Below are 17,405 nucleotides of genomic sequence, written 5' to 3' on the forward strand. Positions count from 1 at the left end.
TGCCGACGCTAGCCCAGCCCGGCGTGGGCACCCCCACACCCCCGACCTGGAGTCGATCAACCCGTCGGCGGCGTGTGTCGTGCGGTGGGCGCTGACGCTCGTCGCCCCGGGCCGCCTATCCTGGGCGCGGGCGGCGGAGGGGGAGTAGGTGCTGGTCATCCATGGGCTGTGGAAGCCCTGCGACGACTCGACCGCTGGCCTCGCGGTCTGGGCCGAGGACAGCGCCGCGCCGCCGTCTCCGGTCCGCCCCGGCAGGCCGCCCCGGGAGCGCCCGCATCCCTTCGCCGTCGGGCACGCGGACCTGGTCGCGGCCCTCGCCGACGCCGCCGAGCCGGCCCGCCCGGCCACCGCGCTGCTCACCCTGCCCACCCGGGCGGGCGCGCCGACCGACTCACCCGAGCTGATCCGGACCACCGTCGCACCCCCGGCCCGCGGCCAGCTCACCCTCGCCGCGTGGCGGGTGCCCGTCCTGGTGTACGCCCCAGACGACGCCCTCGCACTGCTGCGCGCCCTGGACGACCTCCCGGTGGTGCCCGGGGCGACCCTGCGTCACCTCGCCGAGCTGGCCGACTTCGCCGCCGACCTCGTGGCCCGGGGCCGCGTCCTGCCCGGCGTCAGCACGCCGATCCCCACGGCCGGCTCGGTCGATGCCCCTGTCGGCTCGCCGGATGCCGGCGTGGCGTCGCAGGCCGGGTCGGCCGATGTCGACGTGACCGGGCTGGTGGCAGACCGGGCAGCCCAGGTGGCTGCGCGGGCCGTCTGGCGTCCGCTGCTGACCGGCACCGACGCCGCCTGGGCGCGCTCGCTGGCACTGGCACTGCCGCCCGCAGCCCGCGCCGCCGCCCCCGTCCCGGTCGCCGTCCCCGCTGGGGCTGCCACCGCGCCGCCGGCCGTTGCCGCTACCGCTGCTGCGGTGCCGGCCGCCGAGCTGGTCGCGGACGCGCTCGACGCGCTCACCGACGCCGCCGCCCGAGCGGCCCTCGTGACCACCACGCTGGCCCGAGGAGTACGCCCCGGCGGGCCCGCGCCGGCCTGGTTGGCCGCGCTCGCCGGCCCCCGCCGCGACTTCACCGTCGACCGGGCCGCACTGGACATCCTGCGCGCCGAACTCGACGACTGGCAGCGCGACGCGGCCGGCGGCGCGGTCCGGGCGAGCTTCCGCCTGGTGGAGCCGGCCCCGGACGAGGTCACCGAGCCGATCCTGGCCACCCGCCCGGTGCCGGGCGACGCGCCGCCCGCGTCTGTTCGCACGGGCGGCGGTGAGCTGGCCGAGGGTGGCCCGACAGGCGACGAGGACTCCCCGGCGGCGCGGTGGCGGCTGGAGTTCGGGTTGCAGGCGGCCGATGAGCCGGGTCTGCACATCGACGCCGGGGAGGTCTGGCGGGCGCACCCGCTCGACGGTCTCGCCGACCGTACGGCCAGCCCGCAGGAGACCCTGCTCGCGGAGCTGGGCCGGGCCAGCCGGCTCTGGCCCGACCTGGACGCCGCGCTGCGCACCGCCGCGCCCGAGGCGATGGAGTTGGACGTCGAGGGCGCGCACCGGTTCCTCAGCGAGGGCGCCCCGGTGCTGCACGCCGCCGGCTTCGGGGTGCTGCTGCCCTCCTGGTGGCGGCGTCCGTCGGCGCGGCTCGGCGCTCGGCTGCGCGCCCGCAGCCGGACCGCGCCCGGCACGGTGGCCAGCACCGAGGCCGGCGTCGGGTTGGACGCGCTCGTCGACTACCGCTGGGAGGTCGCGCTCGGCGACCAGCCGCTGTCGGCCGACGAACTGGCGGCGCTGGCCGAGCTGAAGACCCCGCTGGTACGGCTGCGGGGCCGATGGGTGGAGCTGGACCCGGGTCGGCTCGCGGCCGGTCTGCGTCTGCTGCGCTCGGCCGGCGAGCTGACCGTCGCCGACCTGTTGCGCCTCGGGCTCGCCGACGGCGACGACACCGAGGCGCTGCCGGTGCTGGAGGTGACCGCCGACGGGGCGCTGGGCGACCTGCTCGCCGGCGCGGTCGAGCGCCGGCTCACCCCGCTCGACCCGCCGCCGGGTTTCCAGGGGACGCTGCGGCCGTACCAGCGGCGGGGACTGGCCTGGCTGGCGTTCCTGCGGTCACTCGGCCTGGGCGGGGTGCTCGCCGACGACATGGGGCTGGGCAAGACCGTGCAGTTGCTGGCGCTGCTCGCCGGGGACCCGCCGGAGGCCGGACCGACCCTGCTGGTCTGTCCGATGTCGCTGGTCGGCAACTGGCAGCGGGAGGCGGCCCGGTTCACGCCGACGCTGCGGGTGCACGTACACCATGGGGCGGAGCGGGCGCGGGGGGCGGAGTTCACGGCTGCCGTGCATGGCGCGGACCTGGTACTCACCACCTACTCGGTGGCCGCGCGCGACGCCGTCGACCTGGCCGGCATCGACTGGCACCGGGTGGTGGTGGACGAGGCGCAGGCGATCAAGAACGCGTCGACCCGGCAGGCCGAGGCGGTCCGCGCGCTGCCGGCCCGGCAGCGGGTGGCGGTGACCGGTACGCCGGTGGAGAACCGGCTCGCCGATCTCTGGTCGATCATGCAGTTCGCCAATCCGGGGCTGCTCGGCCCGGCCGCGACGTTCCGCAAGCGGTTCGCCGAGCCGATCGAGCGCCACGGCGACGTCGAGGCCGCCGAGCGGCTGCGCCGGATCACCGGCCCGTTCGTGCTGCGCCGGCTCAAGACCGACTCGTCGATCATCTCCGACCTGCCGGAGAAGCTGGAGATGGAGGTGCTCTGCAACCTCACGGCCGAGCAGGCCGCCCTGTATCGGGTGGTGGTCGACGACATGCTGGCCCGGATCGAGACCAGCGACGGCATCGAGCGACGCGGGCTGGTGCTGGCCACCATGACCCGGCTCAAGCAGGTCTGCAACCACCCCGCCCAGCTGCTGCGCGACGGCTCGGCGCTGGAGGGCCGCTCCGGCAAGCTGGCCCGGCTGACCGAGATCCTGGAGGAGGTGCTGGCGGCGGGGGAGCGGGCGCTGCTGTTCACCCAGTACGCGGAGTTCGGCGCGATGTTGCGCGGTCACCTGTCGGCGCGGTTCGGCCGCGAGGTGCTGTTCCTGCACGGTGGGCTCGGCAAGGCCGAGCGGGACGCCCTGGTGCAGCGCTTCCAGTCGGCCGACGGCCCGCCGCTGTTCGTCCTGTCCCTCAAGGCCGGTGGCACCGGGCTCACCCTTACCGCCGCCAACCACGTGGTGCACGTGGACCGGTGGTGGAACCCGGCGGTCGAGGACCAGGCCACCGACCGGGCGTTCCGGATCGGGCAGCGCCGGCGGGTGCAGGTCCGCAAGTTCGTCTGCGCCGGCACGGTGGAGGAGAAGGTCGCCGCGATGATCGCCGACAAGCGCGCCCTCGCCGAGCGGGTGGTGGGCACCGGCGAACAGTGGATCACCGAGCTGTCCACGGGTCAGCTGCGGGAGCTGTTCGCCCTGGAGGCCGGGGCGGTGGTGGAGTGATGAGCACGGACCGGTTCGCCGACTACGGCCGTCCCCGACGGGTCGACGGTGGGCTGCGGGCGCGCAGCGCCCGGGGCGCGATCGGGCGGTCCTGGTGGTCCCGGCGCTTCCTGGAGGTGCTGGAGTCGTTCGCGCTCGGCACCCGGCTGACCCGTGGCCGGTCGTACGCGCGGGCCGGTCAGGTGCTCCGGCTCGACATCGCGCCGGGCCGGGTCACCGCCCAGGTGCAGGGTTCCCGGCCCCGGCCGTACGAGGTCTCCATCGCGCTGGCGACGTTCCCGGCCGCGCTCTGGACCCGGATCGAGGACGAGTTGGCCGGGCAGGCGTTCTTCAGCGCCCGCCTGCTCGCCGGGGACCTGCCCGACGAGCTGGAGGAGCTGTTCGTGGCGGCGGGCGCCCCGCTCTTCCCGGCCGCCGTGGACGAGCTGACCCAACGCTGCAACTGCCCCGACTTCGCGGTGCCGTGCAAGCACCTCGCGGCCACGTTCTATCTGCTCGCCGAGGCGTTCGACGCGGACCCGTTCGAGCTGCTGCACTGGCGTGGCCGCTCGCGCGCGGACCTGCTCGACCGATTGCGCGCCCGCCGGGCCGAGGCCACCGGCACGGCGGTGTCGCCCGCGCCGGCTGCCGCCCCCGGGTCCACTTCGGACGACGACAGTTCGTCCGCGGTGGACGTGCTGCCGCCGGTCGGTGCGGCCCGGGCGCTCGCCGGGCTGGCGACCACCCCCCTCGCGGAGGCGGTGGACCGCTTCTGGGCGTCGCCGGTGCCGCTGCCCGACCGGCCACCCCGACTGGCGACCGGGCCGGATCTCCTGCTGCGCCAGCTCGGCCCGCCGGCGCCGGCCATCGGAGGGCCGGGCCTGCTGGAGCGGCTGCGTCGTGCGTACCGGGCGTTCGGCCCGGGGTGAGCCCTCACGTCCAGCGGCGGCGGAACCGCCACATGATCGCCGCGTTGGCCACCAGCACCACCGCGCAGATCGCGCCGGCCAGCCGGCCGGCGAATACGGCCATCGCCGGGAGCGACGCCCACAGCACGATGGTCAACAACATCAGGTAGCGGCCCCTGCGGGCTCGGACCCGGTGGTCCAGCCGGGCGAAGAAGGCCGGGTCACTCTCCCGGAGCTGACGGGTGATCTGGTCGAACCTGCGCTGATCCTCTTTGCTGAGCATGGCGCTGCCTTCCCCTCACGCGTTCAGCGGTTCGGCGGCATACCCGCTGCGGCGGCGGCTCACGCTCGCCCGCTCCTCCTTTTCCCGGCGTGAGGACACTTCACGTCCGGCTTAGCCGAGCCTTAAGTTTGCCTGTGGTGGTGAACGACGCGGAACGTGTCGCGTACGGCGGCCAGGTCCGATCCGTACCCGGCTGCCGCACGTCCGCCCTGCTGGGAAGGTCGGAGCCCGGCCCGCGTCCCCGGCCTGCCACGAACGCGGTGGTGAGGGCTGTCTTAAGTGCCCTCACCGGCGCAATCGGCTCACCTTGAAGGCACCTGTGCGCTTGGTTACCTTGCCGTAGCAACCCCCTCAGGCAACAGTCGCCGCACCTGCCGCACCTGCTCGGTCGCAGCTTCCGGCGCTCATCAGAAATCGGGATTGGTACATGGCCGACCAGAATGTGCCACCACGTCGACCGCGGGACGACCGCGGCTGGGACGGACGCCAGCACCACACCTCGGACAGTTACGGCGACCCCACCGCGTCCGCGTCGTACGGATACGACTCGCCCCACCCCTACCAGGGCGGCTACCCGGCGCAGGGGGACCCGCGCGAGCAGTACGGCGACGGGTACGCGCACGCCGGACAACCCGCCCCCGCCCCGCGTGGGCCGCAGTGGGTCGGCCCGGAAGGTCTGGGTCGTCCGGCCCCGGCGCGTCCGGCCGGTGCTGGACTGCCCACCCTGGACGATGACGACGAGCCGGGCCGCAAGGTCGGCCGGCGCAAGGCCATTGTCGCGCTCGGTGGCACCGCCGCCGTCGTGGCCGGTGGCGCGGCGCTCGCCATGACGCCGCAGTTCCGCAGCCTCTTCGGTGACGAGGCGGCCGCGGGCGACGCGACGGGCAACACGGTGACCGACGGGACCGCGGCGCGTCCCAGCGGCCAGCAGCCCAGCACGGTGCGTACCTACACCGAGCAGAACGAGAGCTACATGGGCTCCCGGGCCGGCGAGGCGCTGAAGAAGAACGCGCCGACCGGTGGCCGGACCTTCTCCGGCCCGGCGGCGGCCGCCGCGGAGACCACGGTGACCGTCAAGACGGTGCTCGCCAAGGACCCGATCCTGCACCTGGCCCGGCGGGCCACCTTCGGCGCGACGCCCGCCGTGGTCGCCGACATCAAGCGCCAGGGCATCGACGCGTGGATCCGCGGGCAGCTCGACCCGGACAAGATCGAGCCGAGCAAGGCCGAGCTGAAGCTCGCCGAGCTGCCCACCCAGACGCTCTCGGTGGAGCAGCTGCGGACCCAGCGCGACAAGCTCAACGAGCAGGGCGCCCAGCCGGAGCGTGAGGTGGTCGACGCCACCCTGGCCCGCCAGATCTGGTCGAAGCGCCAGCTGTTCGAGGTCATGGTCGACTTCTGGAACGACTACCTGCACGTCGCCGCCGACTTCGACGGCGGCGAGGTGTACCGCACGTCGTTCGACAAGGACGTGGTACGCAAGCACGCGCTGGGCAGCTACCCCGAGATGCTGGTCGCGGCGAACAAGCACCCCGCGCTGCTGATCTACCTGAACCAGAAGGACTCCCGCAAGGACGCCATCAACGAGAACCTCGCCCGGGAGAACCTGGAGCTCTACTCGGTCGGCGTCGACGGCGGCTACAAGGAGGGCGACGTCCGGCAGGCCGCCATGCTGCAGACCGGCCGTGGCGTCAACGACAAGGGCGAGTACGTCCTGAACGCCCGGAATCACTACCAGGGCAAGGTGAAGATTCTCGGCTTCACCCACGCGAACACGTTCGGCATCGAGGACAACAAGGAGCCGACGAAGCAGCAGATCGCCGCCGTGGACGCGGCGATCGACAAGTACATCACCTACATCGCGCTGCACCCGTCGACCGCGAAGTACGTGGCGCAGAGCCTGGCGACCCGGTTCGTCTCGGACACCCCGCCGAAGTCCCTCGTGGACCGGCTGGCCAAGTCGTACACCAGCAACAACGGCATGATCAAGCCGGTGCTGATGACGCTGTTCAGCTCGTCGGAGTTCTGGGCGGCGGTGGGTCAGAAGGTGCGCCGGCCGATGGAGTACCTGGTCGCCACGTACCGCACCCTGGGCGTCGCGCCGGAGGCGTCGGCGAAGAACGACAACGGCGACAACAAGCGCACCCCGTTCGCCCGGGGCCTGCGGCAGATCCAGGACAAGCTGCGTGAGCTGGGCCAGTACCCGATGGGTCAGCCCACCCCGGACGGCTACCCCGACGTCTACGTCGCGTGGACCTCGGCCGGCACGATGGTCAACGGCTGGAACGAGGCCGGCGAGATCGTGGCGGGCTACCGCACCGCCTTCACGTACACGGCGCCGGAGAAGCTGGTCGCCAAGCCGCCGGCCACCGCCGGGGCGTACGTGGACGCGCTCTCGATGCGACTGGTCAACCAGAAGCTGAGCACCCGGGAGAAGAACCTGATCCTCGGCGTGGCCGGCGTGCCGGCGACCGCCAAGGTCGATGCCACGTTCAACGGGGCCATCACCGCCGTCGCGCGGGCGATCCTCGCGTCCCCCCAGCACCACCTCCGGTGAGGCACCCGATGGAGAAGACTGTGTACAACTCTTTCCCCCTGCACCCCGAATGCCCCGACCTGCGGCGACTGGCCGACAACCCGGCCGAGGCGCTGCTGCGCGCGGAGGCCGACCTGGTCGCCGCCGAGAACGCGGCCGAGGCCGACCGCTACCGCACGCTGGAGGACCTGGAGGAGGCCCAGCAGGACGGGCGCGGCGTCACCCGACGGACGTTCGTCGCCGGTGCGGCGGCCACCGCCACCGCCCTGGCCACCGCGCAGTTCGTCACCACCTCGGCGTCGTTCGCGGCGACCAAGACCGGCACGCTGATCCACGTCTTCCTCTACGGCGGCCTGGACGGACTGAGCCTGGTCGCGCCGGACAACGACCCGGTGCTCGCCAAGGCCCGGCCCGACCTGCTGCTCGGCAACGACTCGCTGGCCCTGAGCCGCGGCTTCAAGCTGACCAGCGCGTTCAAGCCGCTGGAGCAGTACCTCAAGGCCGGTCAGCTGGGCTTCATCCCGGCGGTCTCCGACGAGCGGCTGTCCCGCAGCCACTTCCAGGCCGCGGACGCCTGCAACCTGGGCGGCCTGCCCAACGAGACCGGCGGCCGGGGCTGGCTCGACGGCCTGGTCGACCACCTGGGCAAGGGCACCGCGTTCCGTAGCGTCGGCATCGGCAGCACGCTGCCCCGCTCGCTGGTCGGCAACAACGGCGCGCTCTCGCTCAACAGCGTCGGCTCGCTGCGGCTCAACGGCGACGACAAGTTCCGGGCCGCCACCGAGAAGGCCATCAAGGGGCTCTTCACCGGGATCAACCACCCGGTCGAGGAGGCCGTGCAGGAGGGCATGGGCGCGCTGGCCACGGCGCAGAAGCTCGCCGCCAAGCCGTACCAGCCCGCCGCGGGCGTCAAGTACGAGGGCGTCGGCAACGCGTTCCAGCAGCTCGCGCAGCTGATCAAGGGTGGTGCCAACGTCCGGGTCGCGACCGTCGGCATGGGCGGCTACGACACCCACGAGAACCAGGGCACCCGCGAGGGCGGCCAGCTGCACCGCCGGCTGAACGAGCTGGCCAGCGCGATGGCGGCGTTCTTCACCGACCTCGGCCCGCAGGCCGCCGACGTCACGATCATGGTGTCCAGCGAGTTCGGCCGCCGGGTCAGCTCGAACACCGGCGGCACCGACCACGGCCACGGCGGCGTGGTCACCGTCCTGTCCGGCAAGAAGCTGGCCGGATCGCTGCTCGGCACCTGGAACGGCCTGGACAAGCTGGACTCCGGTGACGTGCCGGAATACAACAACATGTTCAACGTGTACGGCTCCCTGGCGCAGGGCCGCTTCGGGCTCACCAACGCCGAGGTGCAGAAGGTGTTCCCCCGCATGAAGTACGCACCGATGAAGCTGTACGCGTGACGCATTCGCACACCCACGCCGCCGGCCGCCGCACCGGGACGACCTCGTCCTGGCACGGCGGCCGGTCGGCGGAACCCGTACTCCCGCAGATCCCGGCCCGGCGCGGACCCGGCGGCCGGCGGCTGCTGGCCGCGCTGCTCCTGGTCGGGCTGCTCGCCAGCGTGCTGCCCTGGTGGCTGGGCACCCCCGCCGGTTCGCTGCGGACCACCGCGGCCACCGTCACCGCGGCCGGCCGGATCACCGGCCTGATTGCCGGCTACCTGCTCCTCGTGCAGGTGCTCATGATGAGCCGGCTGCCGGTGCTGGAGCGGTGGATCGGCGGCGAGCAGCTCGGCCGCTGGCACCGCGACATCGGCGCGACGCTGCTGGTCGCCGTGCTGTCGCACCTGTCGCTGATCCTCGTCGGGTACGCCGACCTGCGAAACCACTCGGTCCTCGCCGAGGTGGGCACGCTGCTCGGCGGCTACGAGGACATGCTCTCGGCCTTCGTCGCCACCGGCATCATGCTGGTGGTCGGCTTCAGCAGCGTCCGGGCGATCCGCCGGGCGCTGCCCTACGAGGCGTGGCACCTACTGCACCGGTCGAGCTATCTGGTGCTGCTGCTCGGTTACGGGCACCAGTTCACCCACGGCGCGCAGCTCTACAAGCCGGGCCCGGTGCGGACCGGCTGGATCGCCCTGTACCTGCTGGTGGTCGCCGCCCTGCTCTGGGGTCGGGTGATCGCGCCACTGGCGTTCAACCTGCGTTACCGGCTGCGGGTGGCCGACGTGGTCGCGGAGAGCCCGGACACCATCTCCATCTACCTCACCGGGGAGCGGCTGGGCCGCCTGGAGATGCTCGGCGGGCAGTACTTCCGCTGGCGCTTCCTCACCCCCGGCTGCTGGTGGCAGTCGCACCCGTTCTCCGTCTCGGCCGCCGCCAACGGCCGCTGGCTGCGGCTCACCGTCAAGGTCGTCGGCCGGCACACCGCCGACCTGCGCGACCTGGACCCGGGAACCCGGGTCTGGGCCCACGGCCCGTCGGGCACCTTCACCGCCGCGCACCGGGTGCGCGAGCGGGCGCTGCTGATCGCCGGTGGCAGCGGCATCACGCCCATCCGGGCCATGCTGGAGGAGCTGCCGCCCGGCGCGGCCCTGATCTACCGGGCCCGTACGCCGGCCGACGTGCTGCTCAGCCGGGAACTGGACTGGCTGGCCCAGGAACGCGACACCTCCATCTGGTACGTCATCGGCTCCCGCGACGACCCCGGCCCCCGCCAGCTCATGAGCCCGGACGGGCTGCGCCAACTGGTGCCCGACGTGGCCCGGCGCGACGTCTACCTCTGCGGGCCCCCCGGGCTGGTCGAGCAGTCGGTGCGCGCGCTGCGCCGTGCCGGCGTGCCCCGCCGGCAGATCCACCTGGCCACCTTCGAGCTGTAGGAAGGCATCGCATGCGTCGCGCGTTGTTCGCGATCACCGGTCTGGCCGCCAGCACCACCGCCCTGGTGGTGCTCAAGGGCTCGCCGGGCGCCACCCAGGTCGCCCAGAACCTGCCGACCGCGCAGCCGGTCAACCCCGCCGGGCCGGGCGTCGACCCGAGCGCCGACCCCGAGGCGCCCGGGACCGACCCGGCTGGCGCGGGCCCGAAGCCGTCGGTGACCGCCGGCCCCTCCACGTCGCCCAAGCCCAGCAAGACCACCGCCCGCCCGTCGGGCACGAAGACCACCGCGAAGGCGCCCTCGGCGCCGAAGACCACCACCAAGGCGCCCCAGTCGACCACCCGCCGGGTCACCGGCCCTCCGGTGGACACGGCCAATGGCTACGGGTACGTGCAGGTGCAGATCGTGGTCTCCGGCAGCAAGATCATCGAAGCCACCACCCTGGCGTTGCCGAGCGGCGGCGAGTCCGACATCCACAGCGGCGACGTGCGGGACACGTACAACGGCACCGGCGCTCCCAACACCCCCAGTGAGGTGGTGCGGAAACAGAGCGCCAACCTGAACACCGTCTCCGGCGCCACCGCCACCAGCAACGCCTACAAGAGCTCACTGCGGGCCGCGATCGAGCAGGCATTCTGACGTGCCGGCCGCGATGATCCGACCCGGGCTCTGCCGGGTCGAGCAGATCATGGGTACGACGATCACCCTGGACCTCGCCGACGACCTGCCACCGGGCCGCCTGCACGAACTGGCCGATGACGTCTTCGCCTGGATGCGTGAGGTCGACGGCCGCTTCAGCACGTACAAGGCCGACAGCGAGGTGTGCCGCTTCGACCGGGGCGAGGTGCTGCTCTCCGAGGCGTCGGCGGACCTGCGCTTCGTCCTGGAGGCGTGCGCCGACCTGTGGGGCGCCACCGACGGGTTCTTCGACGCGTACGCCACCGGGCGGCTCGACCCGTCCGGGTTCGTGAAGGGCTGGGCGGCGCAGGTCGCCTCCGACCGGCTGCTCGCCGCCGGCGCGGCGAACCACTGCGTCAACGCCGGCGGTGACGTGCGCGTCCGCGGCTTCTCGCCGACGGGGGAGCCGTGGCGGATCGGCATCCGGCACCCCTGGGACGCGATGGCGACGTGTCTGGTGCTCGCCGGCACCGATCTGGCCGTGGCCACCTCGGGGGTCTACGAGCGGGGTCGGCACGTGCTGGACCCCCGTCGGGGCGCGCCGGCCAGCGGGCTGCGCTCGGTGACCGTGGTCGGCAGCGACCTCGGCGTCGCCGACGCCTACGCCACCGCCGCCCTGGCCATGGGGGCGGCGGGGATCGGCTGGCTGGACCGTCTCGGCGACCACACCCACGCGGTCGTCACCGACGACGCCCGCCAGTTCCACTCCACCGCGCTTCCGCTGACGGTCTAGACGCGTGTCTCCTGGATCCGGGCGCGAGCCGGCGACGATCCGGAGAGACGGTCTAGCGCAGCGGGCGATGGGTGCCGGCGGGGCGAGTGCCGGTGGGGCGGGGCCGCCCGGGGCGCGAGCCGGCCGGGCGGGTGCCCGCCCAGCGGTGCCGCGGATAGCTGCGACGGGGCGGTTCGGTGCCGCCGGGATACGGCGACCTGTCGTCCGTGGACATCGTTCCCCCGTTCGTGGCGCGCGTTCGCGCTGTCACCTGCTCAACGAGCACCGGCCGTCCGGCGACGCTGTCGGTCACCGGATCGAATCGTCGGCCGGGGCCCGGGTCACCTGCCCCGGCGGGGCAGGGGCAGGTGACCCGGGAGCAGGTCGGGGGCGAGCGTCACCCCGCTGGCCCGCAGCGCCTCGATCAAGGTGTTCTGCACCAGGTAGGAGTCCGGAAGCCGCCAGCGTGCCTGCTCCGGGGCGACCGCCCAGCGGACGGTCCCCTCGGGCAGCCGGGTGGGCGGCGCCGGGATCCACGAGCCCGGCCCGTGCCGGACGACGTGGAAGCAGTGCTCCAACTCCGGTCGGAGCGGGTCGCCCGGGCGGACCAGGAACATCCACCGGCCGGTGGGGGTGACCAGCACGGGCCCGCGTACGCCGGTGCCGGCCGGGTGGACCTGCACGGCGTCGAGCACGTGCCGGCCGAGGTGGGCCGGCACCTCCAGCACGTCGAAGGTCCGGCCGGTGGGCAGCAGCACGCCGTGCGGGCGGGTGCGCCACCAGGTGGCCACCCGGGCCGGATCGGTGGTGGCGGCCAGCTCCCAGTTCTCCAGGGCGGGGTGGCAGCCCACCGTGGGGCAGCCGGCCCGACCGCACACGAACCGGCTGCGGGCGAGGCAGGCGCCGGGGGTCACCTCCCAGCCGTGTACGGCGTACCGGATGGCGACCCGGCGCAGCCGGACGCGTTCCAGCGGCGACAGTTCGGCGACGCGCGGTACGACGTTCCCCCACATGTGTGCCATCTCCCCTCGTCGGGCCCGGCGAACGCCAGGTCGCATGTCGAGCACCGTCACTGCCGTAACCCACGATCGTTGAGGTTGACGAACGGCTCGTGCAACTTGCACGAAAAGTACGAGGACTGGCTGTCCGGCTGACGTACAGGCTGTGCGACCAGCGAAAACTGCAAGACGAACGACGGATCGCCGCACCCGCGGACATCGCCGCCAACCGATGGGTGGCGGCGGCAGGGGAGGGATGGGGAGATGGACGAGCTACCCATTGGACGGCGAGTGGCCTACTGGCGGGGGCGACGCAAGATGTCGCAGCAGGTCTTCGCGGACCGTCTGGGCAAGTCGAAGAGCTGGGTGGACAAGGTCGAGCGGGGCGTCCGCCGGCTGGACAAGTTCTCCGTCCTCTACGAGATCGCCGACATCCTGCAGATGGACGTGCAACTGCTGCTGGGCCGTGACCCGGAGCGGCGTACCGACGCGCTGAACTGCATCGACCAGGTCGAGGTGCAGGAGATCCGGGCCGCCCTGGAGCGGTACGACTCGATGAGCGCCTACTTCGACGCCGTGCCGTACCCGCCTCCGCTGGACGACATGCGCAAGGCCGTCAACCACGCCTGGCTCACCTACCAGTACGGCCGCTACGGGATGCTCACCCGGGCGCTGCCCAAGCTGCTGCGCGACGCTCAGGCGGCCGACGCCGCCTACGGGGGAGCGCAGGCGCCGGAGGCGGCCCACCTGCTCGGGCAGGTCTACCAGATCGCCTCGTCGGTGCTGCGCAAGCTCGGTGAGTGCGAGCTGGCCTGGCTGGCCGCCGACCGGTCGATGGCGGTGGCCCAGCGGGCCGACGACCCGCTGCTGGCCGGCATCGCCACCACCCGGGTCTGCAACGCCCTGGTCGCCATGGGGCGGGCCCGGCCGGCGCTGGAGCTGAACGTCCAGATCGCCAACCGGCTGGCTCCCGGCGGCAGCAACGAGGTCTCCCCGGCCCGGCTGTCGGTCTACGGGATGCTGCTGTTGCAGGGAGCCATGGCCGCGTCCCGGATCGGTGACTCGGCAAGCGTCGACGACCTGATCAACTGCGCGCAGGAGGCCGCCACCCTGCTCGGCGGCGACCACAACCACTACTGGACCTCGTTCGGCCCGACGAACGTCGAGTTGCACCGGGCCGCCGCCGCCGTCGAGTTGGGTGACGGGGGCCGCGCGGTGGAGGTGCACCAGGTACGCATCGTGGAGCCCGCGTTCAACGCGTTGCTGCCCGAGCGCCGCGCCCACCACCTGCTCGACATCGCCCGGGGGTACGCCCAGATCGGCGACGTGGCGAACGCCGGCGAGATGCTGCTGCTCGGCGATCGGCTCGCGCCGTCGGAGATCCGCTGCCGGCCGATCGCCCACGAGGTGATGTCGGACGTCCTTCGTCGCACACGTGGTGCGCCGCCTTCTCCGGTAGCGGAGTTGGCTGAGCACATGGGAGTAGGGGTATGAGCGCGGAGCCGGCTTGATGACCGGCGCACCACACACCAGCGAGCACCGTGCGGTGCTCTACGTCATCGCCTGCGGTTCGCCGCTGGCCCGCCACGTCGGCCGTCTGGTCGAGCTGGCCCAGTCGGATGACTGGGACGTCTGCGTGATCACCACGCCGGACGGCGCCAAGTTCGTCGACCGCCCGGCCCTGGTCCGGCAGACCGGCCACCCGGTGCGGACGCACTACAAGAATCCCGGCGACCCGGACGTGCTGCCGCCCGCCGATGCCATGATCGTCTGCCCGGCGACCGTGAACACGGTCAACAAGTGGGCGGCCGGCATCGCCGACACCCTCGCTCTCGGGCTGCTCGTCGAGGCGCAGGGCAAGGGCGTTCCGATCGTCGCGGTGCCGTACACCAATGTCGCGATGGCCGCCCACCCGGCGTTCCGGGCCGGTGTGGCCCGGCTGGCCGACTGGGGCGTCACGGTGCTCTTCGGTGATCATGTGGTCGCCCTGCACCCGCCCGGGACGGGTGAGCAGCATCTGCACGCGTTCCCCTGGCAGATGCCGCTGGCCGCGCTGCGGACCGTCGCGTACCGGGCCGCCTGAGCGCCCGCCGGTCGCCTCCCACGGGTCGACAGACCGGCGCGGCCGGGCCGGGCGTCGCCGCCCGAAGGTCCCCGCGCCGGTAAGCTGGCCCGCCGTGAGCATCAGCGCATCCACAGCCACGGTGACGGACGTCGTCGCCGAGTTGGAACGGCGCTATCCGCCGAGCTGGGCCGAGGAGTGGGACCGCGTCGGCCTGGTGCTCGGCGAGCCGACCGCCCCGGTCCGCCGGGTGCTCTGCGTGGTCGACGTGGTGCCCGAGACGGTCGCCGAGGCGCTGACCGTCGGCGCGGACATGATCGTCGCGCATCACCCGCTGCTGCTGCGGGGGGTCTCCTCGGTCGCTGCGACGACAGTCAAGGGGCGGATCGTCCACCAGCTGATCCGGGCCGGCGTGGCGCTGTACGTGGCGCACACCAACGCCGACGTCGCGTCCCCCGGCGTCTCCGACGCCCTCGCCGCCCGGTTCGGCCTGACCGGGCTGCGCCCGTTGCAGCGGCCGGCGACCGGCTCTCCCGCCCAAGGCGACGACCGGGGCATCGGCCGGATCGGGGAGTTGCCCCGTCCGATGACCCTCGCCGAGCTGACCCGGCACGCCGCAGCCGTGCTTCCCGTCACGTCCTGGGGAGTTCGCGCCGCGGGGCATCCCGGGCGTAGGGTTCGTACCCTCGCCGTCAGCGGTGGGTCGGGGGACAGCTTCCTCGGCGCCGCGACCGCCGCCGGGGTGGACGCGTTTCTCACCTCCGACCTGCGGCACCATCCGGCCAGCGAGCACCTCGCCGCCGATGGTCCCGCCCTGATCGACGCCGCCCACTGGGCGACCGAACGACCGTGGCTGGACGACCTGGCCGCCCTCCTGCGAGAGGCGCCGGGCGTCGAGGCGCTGGTGTCCGACCTGGACACCGATCCGTGGACCATGCACGCCGCCGCACCCGTTGTGGACGACAAGGAGCCCGACCGTGAAGGCTGACCCCCAGGTCCAGCGCCGCCTGCTCGACCTTCAGGCGATCGACACCAACCTCGCCCAGCTCGCGCACCGCCGCCGCTCGCTGCCGGAGCGGGCCGAACTGGAGGCGCTGGCCCGGGAGTTGTCGTCGCTGGAGGACGAGCGGGTTCGCGCCCAGGTCGCGGTCGACGACCTGGACCGGGACATCGCCCGCCTGGAGAAGGACGTCGAGCAGGTGCGGGCCCGCAAGGAGAAGGACCAGAACCGGCTCGCCGCCGGCACCGGCCCGGCCCGGGAGCTGGAGGCGCTCCAGCACGAGCTGGCCTCGCTCAACCGGCGCCAGGGCGACCTGGAGGACGCCGAGCTGGAGCTGATGGAGCAGCGGGAGACCGCGCAGGGCGTGCTGGACGGCGTGGAGCAGCGGCTGGCCGACACCCGGGAGAAGCGGGCCGCCACCGAGCAGCGCCGTGACGACGCGCTGGCCGAGATCGCCAAGGACGAGGAGTTCAAGCGGGGGGCCCGGCAGCCGCTCGCGGCCGACCTCCCGGCCGAGCTGGTCACCCTCTACGACAAGATCCGCGCGGACACCGGGTTGGGCGCGGCGCTGCTCACCGCGGGCCGCTGCGGCGGCTGCCGGCTGGACCTCTCCGGCGCCGACCTGGCCCGCATCCGCAAGGCGGCCCCGGACGACGTGGTCCGCTGCGAGGACTGCCGGCGGATCATGGTCCGTACCAACGAGTCGGGCCTGTAGGTCGTGGCGCCGCGCGTGGTCGTCGTCGAGGCCGACGGCGGGTCCCGGGGCAACCCCGGGCCGGCCGGCTACGGCGCGGTGGTGCGCGACCCGGAGACCGGCGAGGTGCTCGCCGAGCGCTCCGAGTCGCTGGGTACGGCGACCAACAACGTCGCCGAGTACCAGGGCCTGATCGCCGGTCTGCGGGCCGCCGCCGAGCTGAACGCCGCCGAGGTGGACGTCCGGATGGACTCCAAGCTGGTGGTCGAGCAGATGTGCGGCCGGTGGCAGATCAAGCACCCGGGCCTGCGCCCGCTCGCCGCCCAGGCGGCCACGCTGGTGGGCCGCTTCGGCGCGGTCCGCTTCACCTGGATCCCCCGCGAGCAGAACCGGCACGCCGACGCGCTGGCCAACGCCGCCATGGACGCCGCCGCCGGCAGACCAACCCCGCCGCCGGCCTCCCTCGGCGCACCGGCCTCGGCCAGCGCCCCGGCCGGGGGCGCCACGACGGGCAGCGACCCGGCCACCGCGCCGGCCTCCTGGGAGCCCCGCCCGAGCTTCACGGCCACCCGCCTGATCCTCGTGCGGCACGGCGAGACCGCGTACACCGAGCAGGGCCGCTACTCCGGCCGCGGCGACGTGCCGCTCTCCGAGCGCGGCCGGGCCCAGGCCCGCGCCACCGGCGCCCGGGTGGCCGCGCTGGCCCCGTCCGTCGCGGCCGTGCTCAGCTCACCCCTGTCCCGGTGTACGGCCACCGCCGCGGCGATCGCCGGGGCGCTCGGTGACGTGCCGGTCCGCACCGAGACCGACCTGATCGAGTGCGACTTCGGGCAGTGGGAGGGGCGCACCTTCGCCGAGGTACGCCAGGAGTGGCCGGGGGAGATGGACGCCTGGCTCGCCTCGCCGCGGATCGCACCGCCGGGCGGCGAATCGTTCACGCAGGTGGCCGAACGCGTCCACCGGGTCGTCAACGCGCTGCCGGCGGCGTACCCCGGGGAGACCGTGGTGGTCGTCTCGCACGTCTCGCCGATCAAGCTGGCGCTGCGCGACGCCCTCGCCGCCAGCGACGCCTTCCTGCACCGGCTCTTCCTGGACGCGGCCGGCATCTCGGTGCTCGACATGTGGCCCGACGGCGGCATCGCGGTCCGCACGGTCAACGACACCGCGCACCTGCCCGCCGCCTGAGCCGCGCCCCTCCGGCACCCGTCGCACCTCGCCCGCCGGCGGAACTGTCGCGCCGTTCGGCGCAGCCGGTGCGCCGTT

14 protein-coding genes are annotated in these 17,405 nt (G+C 73.5%); 12 read left to right on the forward strand and 2 right to left on the reverse strand.

Translation table 11 applies throughout. The features are described from left to right. The first annotated feature begins 148 nt into the window (after positions 1–148). The gene (locus tag ABZU53_RS06380) at positions 149–3,463 is read left to right on the forward strand and encodes a DEAD/DEAH box helicase (RefSeq protein WP_355064262.1); all 3,315 of its coding nucleotides are present in this window, start codon (positions 149–151) and stop codon (positions 3,461–3,463) included. Further along, positions 3,463–4,371 (forward strand): SWIM zinc finger family protein, encoded by a 909-nt coding sequence (locus tag ABZU53_RS06385; protein ID WP_355064264.1) that lies wholly within the window; start codon positions 3,463–3,465, stop codon positions 4,369–4,371. The genes ABZU53_RS06380 and ABZU53_RS06385 overlap by 1 nt, the downstream gene beginning before the upstream one ends. Positions 4,372–4,375: 4 nt before the next feature. Here ABZU53_RS06385 and ABZU53_RS06390 read toward each other — a convergent pair whose 3' ends face one another. After that, the gene (locus ABZU53_RS06390) at positions 4,376–4,633 is read right to left on the reverse strand and encodes a DUF3040 domain-containing protein (protein WP_234586377.1); all 258 of its coding nucleotides are present in this window, start codon (positions 4,631–4,633) and stop codon (positions 4,376–4,378) included. A gap of 427 nt (positions 4,634–5,060) precedes the next feature. Here ABZU53_RS06390 and ABZU53_RS06395 point away from each other — a divergent pair, with 427 nt between their 5' ends. From ABZU53_RS06395 to ABZU53_RS06415, 5 genes are read left to right on the forward strand one after another with little or no spacing between them, the layout of a single operon-like run. Beyond that, positions 5,061–7,190 (forward strand): DUF1800 family protein, encoded by a 2,130-nt coding sequence (locus tag ABZU53_RS06395; RefSeq protein ID WP_355064266.1) that lies wholly within the window; start codon positions 5,061–5,063, stop codon positions 7,188–7,190. Between the two features lie 8 nt (positions 7,191–7,198). Beyond that, positions 7,199–8,581, forward strand: a complete 1,383-nt coding sequence (locus tag ABZU53_RS06400) for a DUF1501 domain-containing protein (RefSeq protein WP_355064268.1) — start codon at positions 7,199–7,201, stop codon at positions 8,579–8,581. Beyond that, on the forward strand, positions 8,578–9,999 hold the full coding sequence (locus ABZU53_RS06405; protein ID WP_355064270.1) for a ferredoxin reductase family protein: 1,422 nt from the start codon (positions 8,578–8,580) through the stop codon (positions 9,997–9,999). Before ABZU53_RS06400 ends, ABZU53_RS06405 begins: the two co-directional genes overlap by 4 nt. Before the next feature lie 11 nt (positions 10,000–10,010). Continuing rightward, positions 10,011–10,637, forward strand: coding sequence for an FMN-binding protein (locus tag ABZU53_RS06410; protein WP_354856597.1), 627 nt, complete (start codon positions 10,011–10,013; stop codon positions 10,635–10,637). Between the two features lie 49 nt (positions 10,638–10,686). Then, a complete protein-coding gene (locus ABZU53_RS06415) occupies positions 10,687–11,409 on the forward strand; it encodes an FAD:protein FMN transferase (RefSeq protein ID WP_354856685.1) in 723 nt (240 codons plus the stop codon). 320 nt (positions 11,410–11,729) lie between these two features. On the opposite strand, the gene ABZU53_RS06420 is transcribed toward ABZU53_RS06415, so the two are convergent. After that, entirely contained in the window at positions 11,730–12,401 is a 672-nt protein-coding gene (locus ABZU53_RS06420) for a bifunctional DNA primase/polymerase (RefSeq protein WP_354856687.1), read from the reverse strand. Positions 12,402–12,650: 249 nt separating this feature from the next. On the opposite strand from ABZU53_RS06420, the gene ABZU53_RS06425 reads away from it, so the two are divergent. From ABZU53_RS06425 to ABZU53_RS06445, 5 genes are all read left to right on the forward strand, one after another. Beyond that, positions 12,651–13,880: a helix-turn-helix domain-containing protein gene (locus ABZU53_RS06425; protein WP_355064271.1), complete on the forward strand. Its 1,230-nt coding sequence runs from the start codon at positions 12,651–12,653 to the stop codon at positions 13,878–13,880. 16 nt (positions 13,881–13,896) lie between these two features. Further along, on the forward strand, positions 13,897–14,469 hold the full coding sequence (locus ABZU53_RS06430; protein WP_354856600.1) for a flavoprotein: 573 nt from the start codon (positions 13,897–13,899) through the stop codon (positions 14,467–14,469). 94 nt (positions 14,470–14,563) lie between these two features. Beyond that, positions 14,564–15,436, forward strand: coding sequence for a Nif3-like dinuclear metal center hexameric protein (locus ABZU53_RS06435; protein WP_355064273.1), 873 nt, complete (start codon positions 14,564–14,566; stop codon positions 15,434–15,436). Continuing rightward, entirely contained in the window at positions 15,426–16,163 is a 738-nt protein-coding gene (locus tag ABZU53_RS06440) for a C4-type zinc ribbon domain-containing protein (protein WP_354856603.1), read from the forward strand. Before ABZU53_RS06435 ends, ABZU53_RS06440 begins: the two co-directional genes overlap by 11 nt. 3 nt (positions 16,164–16,166) lie before the next feature. Then, entirely contained in the window at positions 16,167–17,327 is a 1,161-nt protein-coding gene (locus ABZU53_RS06445; protein ID WP_355064275.1) for a bifunctional RNase H/acid phosphatase, read from the forward strand. Positions 17,328–17,405 lie beyond the last annotated feature (78 nt).

Origin of the sequence: Micromonospora sp. NPDC005194 (assembly GCF_040608335.1) — a bacterium.
Taxonomy (GTDB): domain Bacteria; phylum Actinomycetota; class Actinomycetes; order Mycobacteriales; family Micromonosporaceae; genus Micromonospora.

Bases quoted from the DNA above. Each gene is read 5' to 3' on its own strand.
- ABZU53_RS06385 (WP_355064264.1), top strand. From the start codon at position 3,463: ATGAGCACGGACCGGTTCGCCGACTACGGCCGTCCCCGACGGGTCGAC.
- ABZU53_RS06390 (WP_234586377.1), bottom strand. From the start codon at position 4,633: ATGCTCAGCAAAGAGGATCAGCGCAGGTTCGACCAGATCACCCGTCAG.
- ABZU53_RS06395 (WP_355064266.1), top strand. From the start codon at position 5,061: ATGGCCGACCAGAATGTGCCACCACGTCGACCGCGGGACGACCGCGGC.
- ABZU53_RS06400 (WP_355064268.1), top strand. From the start codon at position 7,199: ATGGAGAAGACTGTGTACAACTCTTTCCCCCTGCACCCCGAATGCCCC.
- ABZU53_RS06410 (WP_354856597.1), top strand. From the start codon at position 10,011: ATGCGTCGCGCGTTGTTCGCGATCACCGGTCTGGCCGCCAGCACCACC.
- ABZU53_RS06415 (WP_354856685.1), top strand. From the start codon at position 10,687: ATGGGTACGACGATCACCCTGGACCTCGCCGACGACCTGCCACCGGGC.
- ABZU53_RS06420 (WP_354856687.1), bottom strand. From the start codon at position 12,401: ATGTGGGGGAACGTCGTACCGCGCGTCGCCGAACTGTCGCCGCTGGAA.
- ABZU53_RS06425 (WP_355064271.1), top strand. From the start codon at position 12,651: ATGGACGAGCTACCCATTGGACGGCGAGTGGCCTACTGGCGGGGGCGA.
- ABZU53_RS06430 (WP_354856600.1), top strand. From the start codon at position 13,897: ATGACCGGCGCACCACACACCAGCGAGCACCGTGCGGTGCTCTACGTC.